The following is a 19410-nucleotide window of genomic DNA, read 5'->3' as shown; positions in this document are numbered from 1 at the left end:
CGTGGCCGACGATCTGGCGCCCGAGGAAACGGCGCTGGTGGTGGTGCAGGCTGCGCTGGCCGGCCGCCCGGGTGTGCTGACGACCGCGCGCACCCTGTCGCATTTCGGAGAGCACAGCGCCGGCTGGGTCGGCGTCGCGCTGCTCGGGGCCGTCGTGGAGCCGCGGCAGCGCAGGCAGTGGCTGGCCGTGGGCGCCGGTGCCTTTATCGCCCACGCGGCCGCCGTGGTGATCAAGCGGGTCGTCAAACGACAGCGCCCGCACCATCCGGCGATCGCGGTGAACGTGGGCACACCGAGCAGGCTGAGCTTCCCGTCGGCGCATGCGACGTCGACCACCGCGGCGGCGATCCTGCTGGCGCGGGTCACCGGAACGCGCCTGCCGCTGGTGCTCATCCCGGTGATGGCGCTGTCGCGACTGGTGCTGGGCGTGCATTACCCGACCGACGTGCTGACCGGAGTCGCGGTCGGTGCGGTCGTCGCCCGGAGCGTCGCTGCGGTGAACGACGCCGCTGTGAAGGAGACTGAGCTGTGAGCGAAGAACCCCTCCCGACCGCCGGCCCGCCGAAGAACCTGGCCGCCGGCATCGTCAAGGCGTTGCGACCGCGGCAATGGGTGAAGAATGTCCTGGTCTTCGCCGCCCCGGTGGCCGCCCTCGGGGACGACCGGTATGTCTACGACCTGCGCGAAGTCCTGGTCAACGTCCTGATCGCGTTCGCGGTGTTCAGCCTCGCGGCGTCCTCGGTCTACCTGGTCAACGACGCGCGTGACGTCGAGGCCGACCGGGCGCATCCCACCAAACGATTCCGCCCGATCGCCGCCGGAGTCGTGCCGGAGTCCCTGGCCTACATCCTGGCCGTGGTGCTCGGTGTCGCATCGCTGGCGATCTCCTGGTTGGTGTCACCGAACCTGGCCGTGGTGATCGGTATCTACATCGCGATCCAGCTGGCCTATTGCTTCGGTCTCAAGCACCAGCCGGTCATCGACATCTGCATCGTGTCCTCGGGCTTCCTGATCCGGGCGATCGCCGGTGGCGTCGCCGCCGGTGTGCCGCTGTCGCAGTGGTTCCTGCTGACCATGGCCTTCGGCTCGCTGTTCATGGCCGCCGGCAAGCGGTACGCCGAGTTGCAGCTCGCCGAACGCACCGGCGCCAAGATCCGCAAATCCCTGGAGAGCTACACCAGTTCCTACCTGCGATTCGTGTGGACGCTGTCGGCGACCGCGCTGGTGCTCTGCTACGGCCTGTGGGCCTTCGAACGCGATGGCGCCGAAGGTTCGTGGTTCGCCGTCTCGATGATCCCGTTCACCGTCGCGATCCTGCGGTACGCGGTGGATGTCGACGGTGGGCATGCCGGTGAACCCGAGGAGATCGCGCTGGGGGACCGCGTGCTGCAGCTGCTCGCGGTGGCATGGATCGGAACCGTCTGTGCGGCTGCAATCCTCAGTTGATCGCCTGGGCGCCGCCGTGGCGGCGCGCCTGAGCGACTGGCCGGCCTACCGGTACGGTCTGTCGGTCCGGGTCAGCCTGTGGTTGTCGGTCCTGGTGGTCGCCGGACTGTTCGGCTGGGGGGCCTGGCAGCGTCGCTGGATGGCCGATGACGGTCTGATCGTGCTGCGCACCGTGCGGAACCTGTTGGCCGGCAACGGCCCGGTGTTCAACGCGGGGGAGCGCGTCGAATCCAATACCTCCACCCTGTGGACCTACCTGATCACCGCGGCCAGTTGGGTCGCGGGACCGCTGCGCCTGGAGTATGTGACGCTGGCCCTGACGCTCGGGCTGAGCGTGGCCGGCGTGGTGTTCGTCATGCTCGGCACCGCGCGGCTGTATGCGCCGGGCCTGCAGGGTAGGCGGGCGCTGCTGCTCCCGGCCGGCGTGCTGATCTACATCGCCATTCCGCCGGCCCGCGACTTCGCCTCCTCCGGGCTCGAAAACGGTTTGGTGCTGGCCTATGTCGGCCTGCTGTGGTGGCTGATGGTGTGCTGGGCGCAGGCGCCCCACACCAGGCGTGGGCGGGCCGGACGGTATCTGACCGCGGCGCTGGCCTTCGTGGCGGGGCTGAGCGTGCTGGTGCGCCCCGAGCTGGCGTTGGTCGGCGGGCTGGCGTTGGTGATGATGGTGCTCGCCGCGGACAGCTGGCGGCGGCGCCTGCTGATCGTGGCCGCCGGCGGCGCGCTTCCGGTGGCCTATCAGATCTTCCGGATGGGCTACTACGGGCTGCTGGTGCCCCAGACGGCGATCGCGAAGGACGCCTCGGGTGCCAAGTGGTCGCAGGGGTTCACCTACCTGAGCAATTTCAACGCGCCCTATCTGCTGTGGATTCCGGCCGTGATGATGGTGATCCTGGCGGTGCTGCTGGCGGTCTCACGGACCCGCCCGAATGCCCCGGAACGAAACCGAAACTGGCGCCGCGCAGTCCAGAGTCCTACTGCGGCTGTGGTTTTCATTGTGCTCAGCGGAGCGATCCAGGCCGTCTACTGGGTGCGCCAGGGCGGTGACTTCATGCACGGCCGGGTCTTGCTGACCGCGCTGTTCCTGATGCTGGCACCGGTGGCGGTGGTGCCGATCGCGATCCCCGACGCCGTGAAGTTCAGCAGTCGCACCGGCTATCTGCTGGCGGGCGCGACCAGTCTGATGTGGGTGTCGCTCGCCGGATGGTCGCTGTGGGCCGCGAATTCGCCGGGGATGGGTGCCGACGCCACCCGGGTCACCTACACCGGCATCGTGGATGAGCGGCGTTTCTACGCACAGGCCACCGGCCATGCGCATCCACTGACCGCCGCCGACTATCTGGACTATCCCCGAATGCGCGCCGTACTCGTGGCATTGCGCAACACCCCGGATGGGGCATTGCTGCTGCCGTCGGGCAACTATGACGTCTGGGATGTGGTTCCGGCGATCCCGCCACCTCCGGACAACCCGCGTCCTCCTGGCGAAAATGGGCCACACACAGTGTTTTTCACCAATATGGGCATGCTCGGCATGAATGTCGGCCTCGATGTCCGGGTCATCGACCAGATCGGGCTGACCAATCCGCTGGCCGCGCACACCGCACGTCTGGAGGACGCGCGCATCGGCCACGACAAGAACCTGTTCCCGGACTGGGCGGTGGCCGAGGGGCCGTTCCTCAAGGAGCGGCCGTTCATCCCGCCGTATCTGGACGAGGATTGGATCATCCAGGCCGAGGCCGCCCTGAAATGCCCTGACACCGAGGCGAAACTGAACGCGGTGCGCGCCCCGTTGGGTCCGCGCCGCTTCCTGTCCAACGTCGCGCACGCACTGGGTTTCGGCCAGTACCGCATCGATCGTGTTCCCATCTATGAGCTGCGTCGATGCGGGCTGGAGATACCGCCGCCGAAGGTCCCCGAGTACACCGGGTTGCCCGCCACCGGACCGTGAGCAAGGTCACTGCGGTTTTGCAGCACGGGTAACGGCGCGGTTATGTTGTGGCGATACACAAGCGTGGCCACAGATGCCCGCCGCGGAACTCCGCGTGGCAAAGCGCTACATCGCGTTGCCTATGAGATGGACGGATAGACAACACATGCGTAGAAAATTCGGAGTGGGCGCTCGTCGACTTCTTCAGATGACGATGGCGGCGGTCGCGGCCGCAGCAACGATCGTCGTGGTGCCCGCGCCGGCCGCCGGCGCCTTCTCCCGCGAGGGTCTGCCCGTCGAGTACCTCGATGTGTTCTCCGCGGCGATGAACCGCAATATCCGGGTGCAGTTCCAGCCCGGCGGCCCCAAAGCCGTCTACCTTCTCGACGGACTGCGCGCCCAGGACGATTACAGCGGCTGGGATATCAACACCCCCGCCTTCGAATGGTTCTACGAATCCGGCGTTTCGGTCGTGATGCCGGTCGGCGGGCAGTCCAGCTTCTACAGTGACTGGTACTCACCGTCGAGCTTCAACAACCAGGCCTACACCTACAAGTGGGATACCTTCCTGTCCAACGAGTTACCGCAGTGGCTGGCCGCCAACAAGCAGATCTCGCCCACCGGAAACGGCGTAGTCGGGCTGTCGATGGCAGGTGGGGCGGCGCTCATCCTGGCTGCCTACCACCCGGCCCAGTTCACTTATGCCGCAGCGCTGTCGGGATTCCTGAATCCCTCCACACCGTTCATGAAACAGGCCATCCGGGTCGCCATGCTGGACGCCGGCGGATACAACGTGGACAACATGTGGGGACCGCCATGGGACCCGGCCTGGAAGCGCAATGACCCCGTCGAGCAGGTCGGAAAGCTGGTGGCGGCTGGCACTCGACTGTGGATCTACTGTGCGCCAGGGGGTTCCACACCGCTGGACGAGAACGCCGATCCCGGTCAGAAGTTCAATGCCGACAGCCTGGAAGGTCTGGCGATCGGCAGCAACAAGAAGTTCCAGGATCGTTACACCGCCGCTGGTGGACGCAACGCGACGTTCAATTTCCCGGCCGCCGGCAACCATTCGTGGGCGTACTGGGGAGCCCAATTGCAAGCTCTGAAGCCAGATCTGATCGCCACTCTCAATCGCTGAGAACGGATTTCGCCGGAGAGAGAAGTCCCACCGGGTTGTGGTTGACTACACGGGCAGTGCGGCCAGTTGTGGTCCGAAAACGATGGGATTGACATACGGATGAGTTTCGTTCAGAAGTGGCGCGGCGCTACCCGCCGAGTGGTGGTCGCGACCGCAGCGGTCGCGGTGCTGCCCGGCTTGGTGAGTGCCGTCGGCGGCTCGGCGACGGCGGGGGCCTTCTCCCGGCCCGGTCTGCCGGTCGAATACCTGGACGTCCCGTCGGCGGGAATGGGCCGCGACATCCGCATCCAGTTCCAGAGCGGTGGCGAGGGTTCGCCCGCTCTCTACCTGCTGGACGGTCTGCGGGCCCAGGATGACTTCAACGGCTGGGACATCAACACCGCCGCGTTCGAGTGGTACCACGACTCGGGCCTGTCGGTGATGATGCCCGTCGGCGGCCAGTCCAGCTTCTACTCCGACTGGTACAAGCCGGCCAAGGGCAAGAGCGGCACCTACACCTACAAGTGGGAGACGTTCCTCACCCAGGAGCTGCCGGCCTGGCTGCAGGCCAACCGGGGCGTCAAACCGACCGGCAGCGCCGCGGTCGGTCTGTCGATGGCCGGCTCGGCCGCCTTCACACTGGCCGTCCACCACCCGCAGCAGTTCCCGTACGCGGCCTCGCTGTCGGGCTTCCTGAACCTGTCCGAGGGCTGGTGGCCGATGCTGGTCGGGCTGTCGATGGGTGACGCGGGTGGCTTCAAGTCCGAGGACATGTGGGGCCCGTCCAGCGATCCGGCCTGGAAACGCAACGACCCCTACGTCAACATCAACACGCTGATCGCCAACAACACCCGCATCTGGGTCTACTGCGGTGACGGCACCCCGTCGGATCTGGACGCGGGCGCCAGCGCGGGCAACCTGTTCAACGCAAAGTTCCTGGAGAGCTTCACGCTGCGCACCAACAAGACCTTCCGCGACACCTACATCGCCAACGGAGGCACCAACGGCGTGTTCAACTTCCCGGAGAACGGCACCCACAGCTGGGGCTACTGGGGATCGCAGTTGCAGGCCATGAAGCCCGATATCCAGCGCGTGCTGGGTGCGACGCCGACCGTGACGCAGTAGCGGCGCGACGACGACCGACGACAGGCGGCGGTGATCCCTCGGGGTCACCGCCGTCAGTCGTTTCCGGCGCGTCTCATTGCGGTGATGTGATTCACTACAACCCGTTGGTGGGGATTCGGCGCCGGGTTATGCGGCCAGATAAGAGGTGGGACATGAGGCTGCACGCAATGGTGTGCGCGGTGTTGCTGGCGATGGGGCTGTGGACGGCGTCGGCCGCGGTCGACACCCCGGCGAAGGCCGACGGTGTCGAGTACCTGATGGTGCCCTCGGCGGCGATGGGCCGCGATATCCCGGTCGCTTTCCAGGCCGGTGGACCGCATGCGGTCTACCTGCTCGACGCCTTCAACGGCGCCCCCGATGTCAGTAACTGGGTGACCGCCGGCAACGCGATGAACACCCTGGCCGGCTCCGGTGTCTCGGTGGCCGCCCCGGCCGGTGGGGCATGGAGCCTCTACACCAACTGGGAGCAGGACGGTAGCAAGCAGTGGGAGACCTTCCTGGCGACCGAGTTGCCGAACTGGCTGGCGGCGAACAAGGGTCTTTCCCCCGGCGGGCACGGGGTCGTCGGCGCGTCCCAGGGCGGCACCGGTGCGCTGATGCTGGCCACCTTCCACCCGGACCGGTTCCGCTACGCGGGTTCGCTGTCGGGCTTCCTGACCCCGTCGCGCACCTACGAGAACGGCGCGATCACCGCGGGCATGGCCCAGTTCGGTGGCGTCGACACCCACAACATGTGGGGCCCGGTGCAGTTCGGCCGCTGGAAGTGGCATGACCCCGATGTGCACGCACAGTTGCTGGTGGACAACAACACCCGGCTGTGGATCTTCAGCCCGCAGACCACCACCTGCAGTGATGTTCCCGCGATGATCAACGACTGCGCACAGGCCCAGGGCAGCAACCGCACGTTCTATTCGCACTACCGCTCCATCGGCGGCCGCAACGGGCACTTCGACTTCCCGACCGCCGGCCAGCACGACTGGGGTAGCTGGTCGGCGCAGCTGGGTGCGCTTCGCGGCGACCTGGCGGCGGCCATCGCCTGACGGGATCATTCCCCGTCGCTTCGCTCGCCCGGCGCCCGCATTCCCCCGTCCGCGTCGCTCGCCCGGACTCGGTGCGATAACGGTCACAGTCGCGTTCGAGGTCCGGTGCCGGGCAGCCGGTACCGTGGAATTGTGCAGCACAACCGACGATGGACCGCGACCCTGGCAAAGTGGCCGGTGGTATCCCCGTCGTTCGTGATGTTGACCCCGGTGATGCTGGCTTCGGTCGCCGTCATGACCGGTGGCTGTTCGATGGGAGACACCACGCTCACCACCATCGGCCAGCCCGCCGGCCAGTCCACCGATGCGCGCGCGCAGGGCCTGCAGGGGGCGGTCCGCGATGACGCCCATGTCGAGGATCACTTCGCCGCGACCCCGCACCAGCAGGACTATCTGAAGGCGCTCGCCGATGCGGGCGTGCAGCCCTCCGACGAAATGATGGCGCTGAGCATCGGCGCCTACGTCTGCCAGGCCCGCGCGGCCAAACAGTCCGAGCAGGCGGTGTGGGACTTCGTCCTGCCGCTGGTCCGCGATGACGTCGACGACTCGCATGCCACGTCGATCGCCCCGGAGGTCGGTGAGGTCAACTCGGCGACCGCTGACTACATTCGCATCGCAACCGAACGGCTCTGCTAGCCCGACGGCGTACTCGCAGGGCTCACAGGACGGAACATCAAGGACTCATGGCGACCAAGAACAGCAGACGAAAACGGCATCGCATTCTGGCCCTGGCCGCGGCCGCGGCGGTCGCGGTGCTGGTGGCGGTGGTCGTCGCCGGTGTGGTGGTCTTCATGCGCCAGCCCGACACCCCGCCGATCGCCACCCAGCCCGGGGTGCCCACGGACGGTCCGTCGGCCGTGCCGCCCACGGGCAAGCCGCGGCCCGAGTTCCAGGATGCGAGCTGCCCGGACGTGCAGCTGGTCTCGATTCCCGGTACCTGGGAGTCCTCGCCGCAACTCGATCCGTACAACCCGGTGCAGTTCCCGATTGCGCTGCTGCTCAACGTGACCAACCCGCTGCGCGCCGAGTTCGGCACTGACCGGCTGGAGATCTACACGGTTCCCTACACCGCGCAGTTCCACAATCCGTTCTCCGCCGACGGCCAGATGTCCTACAACGACAGTCGCACCGAGGGCTTCAACGCGACGGTGCGGGCGATGACCGACATGAACAACCGATGCCCGTTGACAAGCTATGTGCTGGTGGGTTTCTCGCAGGGTGCGGTGATCGCCGGTGATATCGCCAGCGATATCGGCAACGGCCGCGGCCCGGTGGATCAGGACCTGGTGCTCGGCGCCATGCTGATCGCCGACGGCCGACGCCAGGACGGCGTGGGCCAGAACCTCAGCCCCAACCCGCCCGGGCAGGGTGCCGAGATCACGCTGCACGAGCTGCCGATGTTGTCGGCACTGGGCCTGGCGATGACCGGTCCGCGCGACGGTGGTTTCGGCGCACTCGATGACCGCACCTACCAGATCTGTGGCTCCGGGGACCTGATCTGCGCCGCGCCCGAGTCGGCGTTCTCGGTCGGAAACCTGCCCGCCACCCTGGAAACCCTGCTGGGCAGTACAAAGGGTCCGGTGCATGCGCTGTACAACACGCCGCAGTTCTGGACGCTGGATGGCAAGCCGGCGCCGCAGTGGACGCTGGACTGGGCGCGCAACCTGCTGGAGAACGCGCCGCACCCCAAGCACGGGTAGACCCAGCCCGTCTTCCCGTCGCTTCGCTCGCCCAGGATGCCGATCGTCCCGTCGCTTCGCTCGCCCAGGATGCCGATCGTCCCGTCGCCGCGCTCGCCCTGGAAGCCGACTCGCCGGTAACCAGATTTGGCCTGCGGGAATCGGTCACCTAACATTAAGAGAAAACTAAGAGTGGTGAGCGGTCGGCCAGTGGTCGTCCAGAGGCCGTGATCCGTGCGCCGGTACGATTCCGGAGGCTCGCGCCGACCGTGCGATGAGTGTGCTGTGACAGGAGTATTTGATGCCGTTCCATAACCCGTTCATCAAGAACGGTCAGATCAAGTTCCCGGACAGCGCCAGCATCGTCTCCCATGTCGAGCGTTGGGCCAAGGTTCGCGGCGACAAGCTCGCCTATCGTTTCCTGGACTACTCGACCGAGCGTGACGGTGTCGAGTGCGATATGACCTGGTCGCAGTTCAGTGCCCGCAACCGGGCCGTCGCGGCGCGTCTGCAGCAGGTCACCGAGGTCGGCGACCGGGTCGCCATCCTGTGCCCGCAGAACCTGGACTACCTCGTCGCCATCTTCGGTGCCATCTACGCAGGTCGTGTCGCGGTGCCGCTGTTCGACCCGTCCGAGCCCGGTCACGTCGGTCGCCTGCATGCCGTGCTGGACAACTGCCAGCCGTCGGCCATCCTGACCACCACCGCGGCCGCCGAGGGCGTGCGCAAGTTCTTCCGCAGCCGCCCGGCGAACCAGCGCCCGCGCGTCATCGCCGTGGACGCCGTCCCCGCCGAGGTCGCCAGCACCTGGGAACCGCTCGAAGTCACCATCGACACCGTCGCCTACCTGCAGTACACCTCGGGTTCGACGCGCATCCCGACCGGTGTGCAGATCACCCACCTCAACCTGGCCACCAACATCGTGCAGATCATCGAGGCGCTGGAAGCCGAGGAGGGCGACCGCGGGCTGTCCTGGCTGCCCTTCTTCCACGACATGGGTCTGATCACCGCGCTGTTGTCGCCGATGATCGGGCACAACTTCACCTTCATGACGCCGGCGGCCTTCGTACGCCGCCCCAGCCGCTGGATCCGGGAGATGGCCCGCAAGCCCGGTGACACCGGCGGTGTCATCTCGGTGGCCCCGAACTTCGCCTTCGATCACGCCGCCGCGCGCGGTCTGCCCAAGGAGGGCGAGCCGCCGCTGGACCTGTCCAACGTCAAGGCGGTCCTCAACGGCAGCGAGCCCATCTCGGCGGCCACGGTGCGCCGCTTCAACGAGGCGTTCGGGCCCTACGGTTTCCAGCCCAAGGCCATCAAGCCGTCCTACGGCCTGGCCGAGGCGACGCTCTTCGTGTCCACCACCCCGGCCGCCGAAGAGCCCAAGATCATCTACGTCGACCGTGATGCGCTGAACAACAACCGCATCGTCGAGGTCGACGCCGACTCGCAATCCGCGGTCGCGCAGGCCTCGGCCGGCAAGGTCGGCGTCTCGGAATGGGCCGTGATCGTCGACGCCGAGTCCGCCACCGAACTGCCCGACGGCCAGATCGGTGAGATCTGGATCAGCGGCCCCAACATGGGCACCGGCTACTGGGGCAAAGAGAACGAGAGCCGCGAGACCTTCCAGAACACCCTGAAATCGCGCACCAGCCCCTCGCATGCCGAGGGTGCCGCCGACGACGCGACCTGGGTGCGCACCGGCGACTACGGCGCGTTCCACGACGGCGATCTGTACATCACCGGCCGCGTCAAGGACCTGGTCATCATCGACGGCCGCAATCACTACCCGCAGGACCTGGAGTACTCCGCGCAGGAGGCCTCCAAGGCACTGCGCACCGGGTTCGTCGCGGCCTTCTCGGTCCCGGCCAACCAGCTGCCCGCGGAGGTGTTCGACGACTCCCACGCCGGTCTGAAGTTCGACGCGGAGGACACCTCCGAGCAGCTGGTCATCGTCGCCGAGCGGGCGGCCGGTTCGCACAAGCTGGAACTGGCCCCGATCGTCGATGACATCCGGGCCGCGATCGCGGTGCGCCACGGTGTCACCGTCCGCGACGTGCTGCTCACCTCGGCGGGCGCCATCCCGCGTACCTCCAGCGGCAAGATCGGCCGCCGTGCCTGCCGGGTCGGTTACCTGGACGGCAGCCTGCGCAGCGGCAAGATCGCCAACGACTTCCCCGATGAGACCGACTGAGACCGACGATTTTCCGGCCGCGTTACCAAGGCCGCACGGCGGCGAAAGTGAACAGTGGACATGACTGAAGCACAAGACAATTCACGCCAGCCTGAGGTCGCCGCCGGGGCGGCTCCGGCCGCCCGGGGCGATATCACCGTCAACGAGATGCGCGAGTGGCTGCGCAACTGGATCGCCAACGCGACCGGCCAGTCCGCCGACACGATCAACGAGTCGGCGCCGGTGGTCGAGTTGGGGCTGTCCTCGCGGGACGCGGTGGCCATGGCCAGCGATATCGAGGATCTGACCGGTGTCACCCTGACCGCCACCGTGGTGTTCCGTAACCCGACCATCGAGTCGCTGGCCACCGTCATCGTCGAGGGCGAGCCCGAACCCGTGCTCGACGCCGACGAGGACTGGACCCGCGCCCCTGGCGTGGACGACATCGCGATCGTCGGTCTGGCCACCCGGTTCCCCGGCGACATGAACAGCGCCGACGAGATGTGGGCCGCCCTGCTCGAGGGCCGCGATGCCAGCTCGGATCTGCCCGAGGGTCGCTGGTCGGAATTCCTCGGTGAGCCCCGCATCGCCGAGCGGGTCGCCAAGGCGCACACCCGCGGCGGCTACCTCTCCGATATCAAGGGTTTCGACTCCGAGTTCTTCGCATTGTCGAAGATGGAGGCCGACAACCTCGACCCGCAGCAGCGGATGGCCCTCGAGCTCACCTGGGAAGCCCTCGAGCACGCCCGGATCCCGGCGTCGAGCCTGCGCGGCGGCGATGTCGGTGTGTACGTGGGCAGCTCGAACAACGACTACATGTTCCTGGCCGTCGCCGACCCCACCACCGCGCACCCCTACGCGATCACCGGCACCACCAGCTCCATCATCGCCAACCGGGTGTCCTACTTCTTCGACTTCCGCGGACCGTCCGAGTCCATCGACACCGCGTGCTCCAGCTCGCTGGTCGCCACGCACCAGGGTGTGCGCGCGCTGCGCAGCGGCGAGATCGATGTGGCGATCGTCGGCGGCGTGAACGCCATGGTGACCCCGATCGTGACGATCGGTTTCGACGAGGTCGGTGGCGTGCTCGCCCCGGACGGCCGGTGCAAGTCGTTCTCCTCGGATGCCAACGGCTACGCCCGGTCCGAGGGTGGCGGCATGCTGGTGCTCAAGCGGGTCGCCGACGCGCGGCGCGACGGTGACGAGATCATTGCCGTCATCGCCGGCAGCGCGGTCAACCACGATGGCCGTTCCAACGGCATGCTCGCGCCCAACCCGGACGCCCAGGCCGCGGTGCTGCGCAAGGCCTACAAGGACGCCGGGATCAACCCGCGCGATGTCGACTACATCGAGGCGCACGGCACCGGCACCATCCTGGGTGACCCGATCGAGGCCGACGCGCTCGGCCGGGTGATCGGGCTGGGCCGCGCCGATGACAAGCCCGCGTTGCTGGGTGCGGTCAAATCCAATGTGGGACATCTGGAATCAGCGGCCGGTGCGGCCAGCCTCGCGAAAATGGCGCTGTCACTGCAGCACGACAAGCTGCCGCCGTCGATCAACTATGCCGGCCCCAATCCGTACATCGATTTCGACAAGGAACATCTGAAGGTCAACGACACCGTCAGCGACTGGCCCCGCTACAGCGGACATGCCATCGCCGGTGTCTCGGGCTTCGGTTTCGGTGGCGCCAACGCCCACCTGGTGCTGCGTGAGGTGCTGGCCGCCGATCTGGTCGAGCCCGCACCCGAGCCGGAAGCGCCTGTCGCCGAGGACAAACCGGCGCAGGACGCGGTGTCCGTCGCCGGGGTCCGGATGGACGAGTACGGCGAGTTCGTGACCGACGAGCCCGCATACCCCAGCTATGACGAGGACAACTACGAACTGCCCGGCCTGACCGATGAGGCCAAGCGACTGCTCGAAGTGGCCCGTGCCGAACTCGATACGCAGGAACAGCCGGCACCCGTTGTCCCGCTGTTCCTTTCCGGGTTCCTGACCTCACGCAAGCGGACCGCCGCAGCCGAACTTGCGGACTGGATCGACAGTGCGGCCGGGCGCGCCTCGTCGCTGGAGTCGATCGGCCGGTCGCTGTCGCGGCGCAACCACGGCCGCTCCCGGGCCGTGGTGCTGGCCCACGACCACGATGAGGCCGTCAAGGGTCTGCGTGCGCTCGCCGACGGTAAGCCCAGCCCCCTGGTGCTGGCCGCCGATGGTCCGGTCACCAACGGACCCGTGTGGGTGCTGGCCGGTTTCGGCGCGCAGCACCGCAAGATGGGCAAGAGCCTGTATCTGCGTAACGAGACCTTCGCCGAGTGGATCGACAAGGTCGACGCCCACGTGCAGGACGAGCGCGGCTACTCCATCGTCGAACTCATCCTCGATGACGCCATCGACTACACCGACGAGACCTGCGAATATCCCATCGAGTTGGTCCAGACGGTGATCTTCGCCATCCAGATCGCGCTCGGTGAGCTGCTCAAGGCGCACGGCGCCAAACCCGGTGCGCTGGTGGGCCAGTCGCTCGGCGAGGCGGCCGCCGCCTACTTCTCCGGTGGCCTGAGCCTGGCCGATGCCACCCGCACCATCTGCTCACGTGCCCACCTGATGGGTGAGGGCGAGGCGATGCTGTTCGGCGAGTACATCCGGCTGATGGCGCTGGTCGAGTATTCGGCCGACGAGATCAAGACCGTGTTCTCCGATTACCCGGGCCTGGAGGTGTGCGTCTACGCCGCCCCCACCCAGACCGTCATCGGCGGCCCGCCCGAGCAGATCGACGCGATCATCGCCCGTGCCGAATCCGAGGGTAAGTTCGCCCGCAAGTTCCAGACCAAGGGCGCCAGCCACACCCAGCAGATGGATCCGCTGCTCGGTGAGCTCGCCGCCGAAATTCAAGGCATCGAAGCACGTCCGACGAAGGTGCCGTACTACTCGACGGTGCACGAGGGTCAGCTGATCCGGGTCGGTGCGGACCCGATCCACGATGTGGACTACTGGAAGAAGGGGCTGCGGCACAGCGTCTACTTCACCCACGGCATCCGCAACGCCGTGGACAACGGGCACACCACCTTCCTGGAGCTGGCGCCGAATCCGGTGGCGCTCATGCAGGTCGGGCTGACCACGGCGTCGGCGGGCCTGCACGATGCGCAGCTGATCGCCACGCTGGCCCGCAAGCAGGACGAGGTCGACTCGATGACGGTGGCGATGGCCACCCTGTTCGTGCACGGCCACGATCTGGACCCGCGCTCGCTGTTCCCGCGCCGGTCCCGCGGTCTGGCCGGTGCGCTGGACTACGCCGACATCCCGCGCACCCGTTTCCGTCGCAAGCAGCACTGGCTGGATGCCCGGTTCACCGGGGACAGCTCGGTGCTGATGCCGGGCACCCATGTGGCCACCCCGGACGGCCGGCACGTCTGGGAGTACGCGCCCGACGGTGCGGCCGACCTGCCGGCACTGGTCAAAGCCGCTGCCGCGCAGGTGCTTCCCGATGCCCAGCTGACGGCGTTCGAGCAGCGCGCGGTACCGGCCGACAACGCCCGCCTGGTCACCACGCTCACCCGGCACCCCGGCGGGGCGACGGTGCAGGTACATGCCCGCATCGACGAATCGTTCACACTCGTCTACGACGCCATCGTCACCCGCGGCGGCCAGCAGGCCGCGTTGCCGACCGCCGTCGGCGCGGGCACCGTCGCCGAGATCACCTCCGCGCCGGCCATTGTCGAGGACAGCGCGGCCCCGGCGTTCGAGGCCGACAACCTCACCGCCGGCGCGAACATCGGTGCGAACTTCGCCAAATGGTCCCCGGACACCGGTGAGACGGTGGCCGATCGGCTGGGCACCATCGTCGGCAGCGCCATGGGATACGAGCCCGAGGATCTGCCCTGGGAGGTGCCGCTGATCGAACTCGGCCTGGATTCCCTGATGGCCGTGCGCATCAAGAACCGCGTCGAGTACGACTTCGACCTGCCGCCGATCCAGCTGACCGCCGTGCGCGATGCCAACCTGTACGCGGTGGAGAAGCTGATCCAGTACGCCATCGAACACCGCGACGAGGTCGGCGATCTGGCCGAGGCGCAGAAGGGTCAGAGCGCCGAGGAAATCGCCGCGGCGCAGGCCGAGCTCATGGGCGGGGCCACCACCGTGGCCGAGCTCGAAGCCAAGCTGGCCGAGGTCGGGCATCCGATCACAGCGGAGCCGACCAATGACACCGTGGATTCGCTGGCCGAGGTGGGTATCGAGATCCCGCCGCCGCCAACGGATCCCAGCGGTCCGGCGCAGGCCGATCCCGCCAAGCCGAACGCGACCGCGGCTGCCGCCGCGGCCAAGGTGCTGACCCAGGAGGCCGTCACCGAAGCTCTGGGCGCCGACGTCCCCCGCGTGACGCGGCCGAGCGCGTCACCTTCGCCACCTGGGCGATCGTCACCGGCAAGTCACCCGGCGGCATCTTCAATAAGCTGCCCACGATCGACGCGGCAGCCGCGACGAAGCTGGCGGGCCGACTGTCAGAACGCGCCGAGGGCACCATCACCGTCGAGAATGTGACCTCGGCCAAGACCATCGAAGAACTGGCCACCCACGTCCGCAACCAGCTCGAAGACGGCGTGGTCGACGGATTCGTGCGCACCCTGCGCGCGGCGCCGGAGGGTTCGAACGCCCTGCCGCTGTTCGTGTTCCACCCGGCCGGCGGTTCCACCGTCGTCTACGAGCCGCTGATCAACCGGCTGCCCGCCGAGGTTCCGGTGTACGGCATCGAGCGGGTCGAGGGTTCCATCGAGGAACGGGCCGCCGAGTACGTGCCCAAACTGCTGGAACTGCATGACGGTCCGTTCGTGCTGGCCGGCTGGTCCCTCGGCGGTGCGCTGGCCTACGCGTGTGCGATCGGGCTCAAGGAGGCCGGCGCCGATGTGCGGTTCGTCGGCCTCATCGACCTCGCCCTTCCCGGGGAGCCGATCGACAAGTCCCAGGCCGGCATGCGTGCCCGCTGGGACCGCTACGCCCTGTTCGCGCAGCGCACCTTCAACGTCGAGATCCCCGAGATCCCCTATGAGGAACTGGAGAAGCTCGATGACGAGGGTCAGGTGAAGTACGTACTGGACCTGGTGTCACAGAGCGGTGTGCAGATCCCCGGCGGGATCATCGAGCACCAGCGCACCTCCTACCTGGACAACCGGGCGCTCGACACCATCGAGATCCGGCCCTACGACGGGCACGTCACGCTCTATCTGGCCGACCGCTACCACGATGACGCCATCGTCTTCGAACCGGCGTACGCCACCCGCAAGCCCGACGGCGGCTGGGGTGAGTACGTGTCCGAGCTGGAGGTGGTGCCGATCGGCGGTGAGCACATCCAGGCCATCGACGAGCCCTATATCGCGAAGGTCGGTGCTCACATGAGCGAGGCCATCAACCGCATCGAAGCTGAGAAGGACTCGAAGTGACGGAAACCCCGGTGCAGCCCACGTTGCACACCACCGCCGAGAAGCTTGCCGAACTCCGCGAGAAGCTGGAGCTGGCAAAGGATCCCGGCGACGAGAAGGCCAAGGCCCGGCGCGACAAGAAGGGTATTCCGAGCGCCCGCGCCCGGATCAGCGCGCTGCTGGACCCCGGCAGTTTCCTGGAGATCGGCGCGCTGGCAAAGACTCCCGGTGACCCCAACGCGTTCTTCGGCGACGGCGTGGTGACCGGTCACGGCACCATCGACGGCCGCCCCGTCGGCGTGTTCAGCCATGACCAAACCGTGTTCCAGGGTTCGGTCGGCGAGATGTTCGGCCGCAAGGTCGCCAAGCTGATGGAGTGGGTGGCCATGGTCGGCTGCCCGATCATCGGCATCAACGACTCGGCGGGCGCCCGCATCCAGGACACCGCGACCTCCTTGGCCTGGTACGCCGAACTCGGTCGCCGTCACGAGATGCTGCGTGGCCTGGTCCCGGAGATCTCGCTGATCTTCGGCAAGTGTGCCGGTGGTGCGGTGTACTCGCCGATCCAGACCGATCTCGTTGTCGCCGTACGCGATCAGGGTTACATGTTCATCACCGGTCCAGACGTCATCAAGGACGTCACCGGTGAGGATGTCTCCTTCGACGAACTCGGCGGCGCCGACGTGCAGGCGCAGCGCGGCAACATCCACAAGGTGGTCGAGTCCGAGTCGGCCGCCTACCAGTACGTGCGGGACTACCTGAGTTTCCTGCCCTCCAACCACTTCGACGATGTGCCGATCGTGAACCCGGGTCTGGAGCCCGAGATCACGCCGTCCGACCTGGAACTCGACACGATCGTGCCGGACTCGGACAACCAGGCCTACGACATGCACGAGATCCTGCTGCGGATCTTCGACGACGGTGACGTGTTCGAGATCGCCGACCAGCGCAGCCCCTCGATGATCACCGCGTTCGCCCGTGTCGACGGCCGCCCCGTCGGGGTGATCGCCAACCAGCCGATGCACATGTCCGGCGCGGTGGGCAACGAAGCCTCCGACAAGGCGGCCGGGTTCATCCGGTTCTGCGATTCGTTCAACCTGCCACTGGTTTTCGTCGTCGACACCCCCGGAGCGATGCCCGGTCTGGAAGAGGAGAAGGGCGGCATCATCAAACGCGGTGGCCGGTTCTTCAACGCGATCGTCGAGGCCGATGTGCCCAAGGTGACCATCGTGGTGCGCAAGGCCTACGGCGGCGGGTATGCGGTGATGGGATCCAAGCAGCTCTCCGCGGACCTCAACTTCGCCTGGCCCACCGCGCGCATCGCGGTGATCGGCGCCGAAGGTGCCGCCCAGCTGCTGGTCAAGCGTTTCCCCGATCCCACCGCACCCGAGGTGCAGAAGATCCGGGCCGATTTCATCGAGGGCTACAACGCCAACCTGGCCACGCCGTGGATCGCCGCCGAACGCGGCTACATCGACGGGGTCATCGAACCGCACCAGACCCGGCTGCTGATCCGTCAGTCGCTGCGGTTGCTGCGTGACAAGCAGCCCGTCAAGAAGGTGCTGCGCAAGCACGGCCTGACGCCGCTGTAACTGCGCAGTGAGCTTCACGCCCTGCGACGGTCCTATCCGGCACGTTCCCACCGGGTCCTACGAAGAGGCCGAACAGCACCTCCGGTAGCGCACTACGATGCAACGATGTCGGACAAGGCGTTGCCGCCTGCGGTCGCCGTGGCACTCGGGGTCGTCGCGAGTGCCGCGGACGGTGTCGCCGTGGTCTACCGGGGTGTCGAGGGCCTGCCGATGGTCGGGACCTGGCTGCGGCGCGGCCGGCTGGACCTGCAGGCGCGCGGCGAACGGGTGCTGGCCGCCGGCATCGAGACGATCCTGGACGAGCTCGACCTGAACGCGTTGGCACGTGAGCGGCTCGACCTCATCGGGCTGGCCGATGAGGTGGTGGACGGGATCGATCTGCCCGCGATCATCCGGCAGTCCACCGACTCGGTGACCGCCGAGGTGATGAGCGATGTACGGACCCAGGGCGAGCGGGCCGACGATCTGGTGTCCGGATTCGTCGACCGTCTGCTGGGCCGGGAACCACGGTGAGCTCGCTCGGCAAGCCTCGCTCGGTGTCCGATGGTTCGCTCGGCAAGCCTCGCTCGGTGTCCGATGGTTCGCTCGGCAAGCCTCGCTCGGCCGGCATCGTCAGCCGTGGAGTGGCCGCCGTCATCGATCTGCTCTTCGTCGGAGTGGTACTGGGCGCGCTCTACGTGGGTCTCATCCTGGCCCGGTTGATGTTCAACCCGTCCTCGTTCAGCTTCCCGACCGTCAGCGTGGTGTTCTCCACGGCGGTCATGTTCGGTGTCGCGGTCTTCTACCTGGCCGCGTGCTGGGCGGTGTCGGGCTGCACCGTCGGTGCGGTCACCATGGGGCTGCGGGTGACCGGCCGCCGCGGTGGCCGGGTGCCACCGTTGATCGCGCTGATCCGGGCGGTGGCCTGTGTGCTGTTCCCGGTGGGACTGCTGTGGGTCGCCGTTGATGCGCGTCGCCGTTCGCTGCAGGACGTGGTGTTGGGGAGCCGGGTGGTCTACGCCAAGGTCCAGCTCGGTTGAACTCAGAGCGCAGGCAGGTCCAGCCAGTCGTCGACCTGGTATGCGTCACCGCGGGCAACCAGGGTGGCACCGCCGTGGCCCGGATAGTGCGCGGGAATGACGGTCGCACGCCGTCGCGCGGCCTCGGTGAACACCCGCTTACGGGTCGCCGCGGCGGCGTCGGCGTCCAGATCGAACGCGCACGGATCCGCGGGCCGCGGAATCTGGATGGGGCAATGGGTCAGATCCCCGACGAACACCGCCGGTCTGCCGGCGTCCAGCCACAGCACCGATGACCCCGGCGTGTGTCCCGCTGCGGGCCGCAGCCACACCGACTCGCTCAATTGGTACTCCCCGCTGAACAATTCGACCTGCCCGGCCGCGTACACCGGTGCCACGCTGTCGTCGAACACCACCCGCGCCGCGGCGTCGCAGCCGGCGCCGCCGGGTCCGAAATACCGAAAATCGGCCTCGGGCAGCAGATAACGCGCATTCGGGAAGGTGGGCACCCAGCCCCCGTCGGAGGCGGAGGTGTTCCACCCGACGTGATCGGTGTGCAGGTGGGTGTTGAGCACCACGTCGACGCTGTCCGGGCTGACCCCCGCGGCTGCGAGCGCCGCGAGAAATCCGGTGTCCAGGTTGTTCAGTACCGGGATCGGTCGGTCACGGCCGTTGCCGACGCCGGTGTCGATCAATACCCGCAGCCCGTCGACATCGATCACCCAGGTCTGGATCGCCACCCGCCACCGCCGGGCGTCCGGGTTCAGGAAGGTGGGCACCAGCAGATCGGCATGCTCGGACCACGCCTGCTCCGGTGTCTGCCCGAACATCTCGACACCCGGTTCGAACGATGTCTCCACAACCCTTGTCAGGACTGCGTTTCCGAGGTGGGTGCGATCGGCCAT

At 67.4% G+C, this 19410-nt stretch carries 15 protein-coding genes; 14 read left to right on the top strand and 1 reads right to left on the bottom strand.

Going from position 1 to position 19410, the window contains the following annotated elements:
- Window position 1 precedes the first annotated feature (1 nt).
- The 14 genes from C6A86_RS27200 to C6A86_RS27140 all read left to right on the top strand — a co-directional run bounded on the left by C6A86_RS27200 (window position 2) and on the right by C6A86_RS27140 (window position 18526).
- On the top strand, window positions 2–532 hold the full coding sequence (locus C6A86_RS27200; protein ID WP_105365844.1) for a phosphatase PAP2 family protein: 531 nt from the start codon (window positions 2–4) through the stop codon (window positions 530–532).
- Entirely contained in the window at window positions 529–1446 is a 918-nt protein-coding gene (locus C6A86_RS27195; protein ID WP_105365843.1) for a decaprenyl-phosphate phosphoribosyltransferase, read from the top strand. Before C6A86_RS27200 ends, C6A86_RS27195 begins: the two co-directional genes overlap by 4 nt.
- 16 nt (window positions 1447–1462) lie before the next feature.
- Window positions 1463–3394, top strand: a complete 1932-nt coding sequence (zomB, locus tag C6A86_RS27190; RefSeq protein ID WP_233213224.1) for a flagellar motor control protein ZomB — start codon at window positions 1463–1465, stop codon at window positions 3392–3394.
- Between the two features lie 187 nt (window positions 3395–3581).
- Window positions 3582–4511 (top strand): alpha/beta hydrolase family protein, encoded by a 930-nt coding sequence (locus C6A86_RS27185; protein WP_233213223.1) that lies wholly within the window; start codon window positions 3582–3584, stop codon window positions 4509–4511.
- Window positions 4512–4610: 99 nt separating this feature from the next.
- A complete protein-coding gene (locus tag C6A86_RS27180) occupies window positions 4611–5615 on the top strand; it encodes an esterase family protein (RefSeq protein WP_105365841.1) in 1005 nt (334 codons plus the stop codon).
- Window positions 5616–5767: 152 nt separating this feature from the next.
- On the top strand, window positions 5768–6655 hold the full coding sequence (locus C6A86_RS27175) for an alpha/beta hydrolase-fold protein (protein ID WP_105365840.1): 888 nt from the start codon (window positions 5768–5770) through the stop codon (window positions 6653–6655).
- 132 nt (window positions 6656–6787) lie between these two features.
- Window positions 6788–7291: a DUF732 domain-containing protein gene (locus tag C6A86_RS27170; RefSeq protein ID WP_311100941.1), complete on the top strand. Its 504-nt coding sequence runs from the start codon at window positions 6788–6790 to the stop codon at window positions 7289–7291.
- Between the two features lie 47 nt (window positions 7292–7338).
- Entirely contained in the window at window positions 7339–8355 is a 1017-nt protein-coding gene (locus tag C6A86_RS27165; protein WP_105365838.1) for a cutinase family protein, read from the top strand.
- A gap of 280 nt (window positions 8356–8635) precedes the next feature.
- Window positions 8636–10525, top strand: a complete 1890-nt coding sequence (gene fadD32, locus C6A86_RS27160; RefSeq protein WP_105365837.1) for a long-chain-fatty-acid--AMP ligase FadD32 — start codon at window positions 8636–8638, stop codon at window positions 10523–10525.
- A gap of 60 nt (window positions 10526–10585) precedes the next feature.
- On the top strand, window positions 10586–15040 hold the full coding sequence (gene pks13 / locus C6A86_RS27155) for a polyketide synthase Pks13 (RefSeq protein ID WP_396834366.1): 4455 nt from the start codon (window positions 10586–10588) through the stop codon (window positions 15038–15040).
- The gene (locus C6A86_RS29235; protein WP_396834364.1) at window positions 15037–15936 is read left to right on the top strand and encodes a thioesterase domain-containing protein; all 900 of its coding nucleotides are present in this window, start codon (window positions 15037–15039) and stop codon (window positions 15934–15936) included. Before pks13 ends, C6A86_RS29235 begins: the two co-directional genes overlap by 4 nt.
- Window positions 15933–17507, top strand: coding sequence for an acyl-CoA carboxylase subunit beta (locus tag C6A86_RS27150; RefSeq protein WP_105365836.1), 1575 nt, complete (start codon window positions 15933–15935; stop codon window positions 17505–17507). The genes C6A86_RS29235 and C6A86_RS27150 overlap by 4 nt, the downstream gene beginning before the upstream one ends.
- A gap of 105 nt (window positions 17508–17612) precedes the next feature.
- Complete coding sequence (locus C6A86_RS27145) at window positions 17613–18020, top strand: hypothetical protein (protein WP_105365835.1); 408 nt, start codon at window positions 17613–17615, stop codon at window positions 18018–18020.
- Between the two features lie 23 nt (window positions 18021–18043).
- The gene (locus C6A86_RS27140; RefSeq protein WP_233213222.1) at window positions 18044–18526 is read left to right on the top strand and encodes an RDD family protein; all 483 of its coding nucleotides are present in this window, start codon (window positions 18044–18046) and stop codon (window positions 18524–18526) included.
- Between the two features lie 2 nt (window positions 18527–18528).
- On the opposite strand, the gene C6A86_RS27135 is transcribed toward C6A86_RS27140, so the two are convergent.
- On the bottom strand, window positions 18529–19410 hold the full coding sequence (locus C6A86_RS27135) for an MBL fold metallo-hydrolase (protein ID WP_105365834.1): 882 nt from the start codon (window positions 19408–19410) through the stop codon (window positions 18529–18531).

The organism is Mycobacterium sp. ITM-2016-00316 (assembly GCF_002968335.2).
GTDB lineage: Bacteria > Actinomycetota > Actinomycetes > Mycobacteriales > Mycobacteriaceae > Mycobacterium.
This window is presented reverse-complemented; position numbering and strand designations above follow the sequence as displayed.

What these genes read in the sequence shown, in the direction of transcription:
- C6A86_RS27175 (WP_105365840.1), top strand. Translation starts at nt 5,768, where the DNA reads ATGAGGCTGCACGCAATGGTGTGCGCGGTGTTGCTGGCGATGGGGCTG.
- C6A86_RS27185 (WP_233213223.1), top strand. Translation starts at nt 3,582, where the DNA reads ATGACGATGGCGGCGGTCGCGGCCGCAGCAACGATCGTCGTGGTGCCC.
- pks13 (WP_396834366.1), top strand. Translation starts at nt 10,586, where the DNA reads ATGACTGAAGCACAAGACAATTCACGCCAGCCTGAGGTCGCCGCCGGG.
- C6A86_RS27145 (WP_105365835.1), top strand. Translation starts at nt 17,613, where the DNA reads ATGTCGGACAAGGCGTTGCCGCCTGCGGTCGCCGTGGCACTCGGGGTC.
- C6A86_RS27180 (WP_105365841.1), top strand. Translation starts at nt 4,611, where the DNA reads ATGAGTTTCGTTCAGAAGTGGCGCGGCGCTACCCGCCGAGTGGTGGTC.
- C6A86_RS27135 (WP_105365834.1), bottom strand. Translation starts at nt 19,410, where the DNA reads ATGGCCGATCGCACCCACCTCGGAAACGCAGTCCTGACAAGGGTTGTG.
- fadD32 (WP_105365837.1), top strand. Translation starts at nt 8,636, where the DNA reads ATGCCGTTCCATAACCCGTTCATCAAGAACGGTCAGATCAAGTTCCCG.
- C6A86_RS27165 (WP_105365838.1), top strand. Translation starts at nt 7,339, where the DNA reads ATGGCGACCAAGAACAGCAGACGAAAACGGCATCGCATTCTGGCCCTG.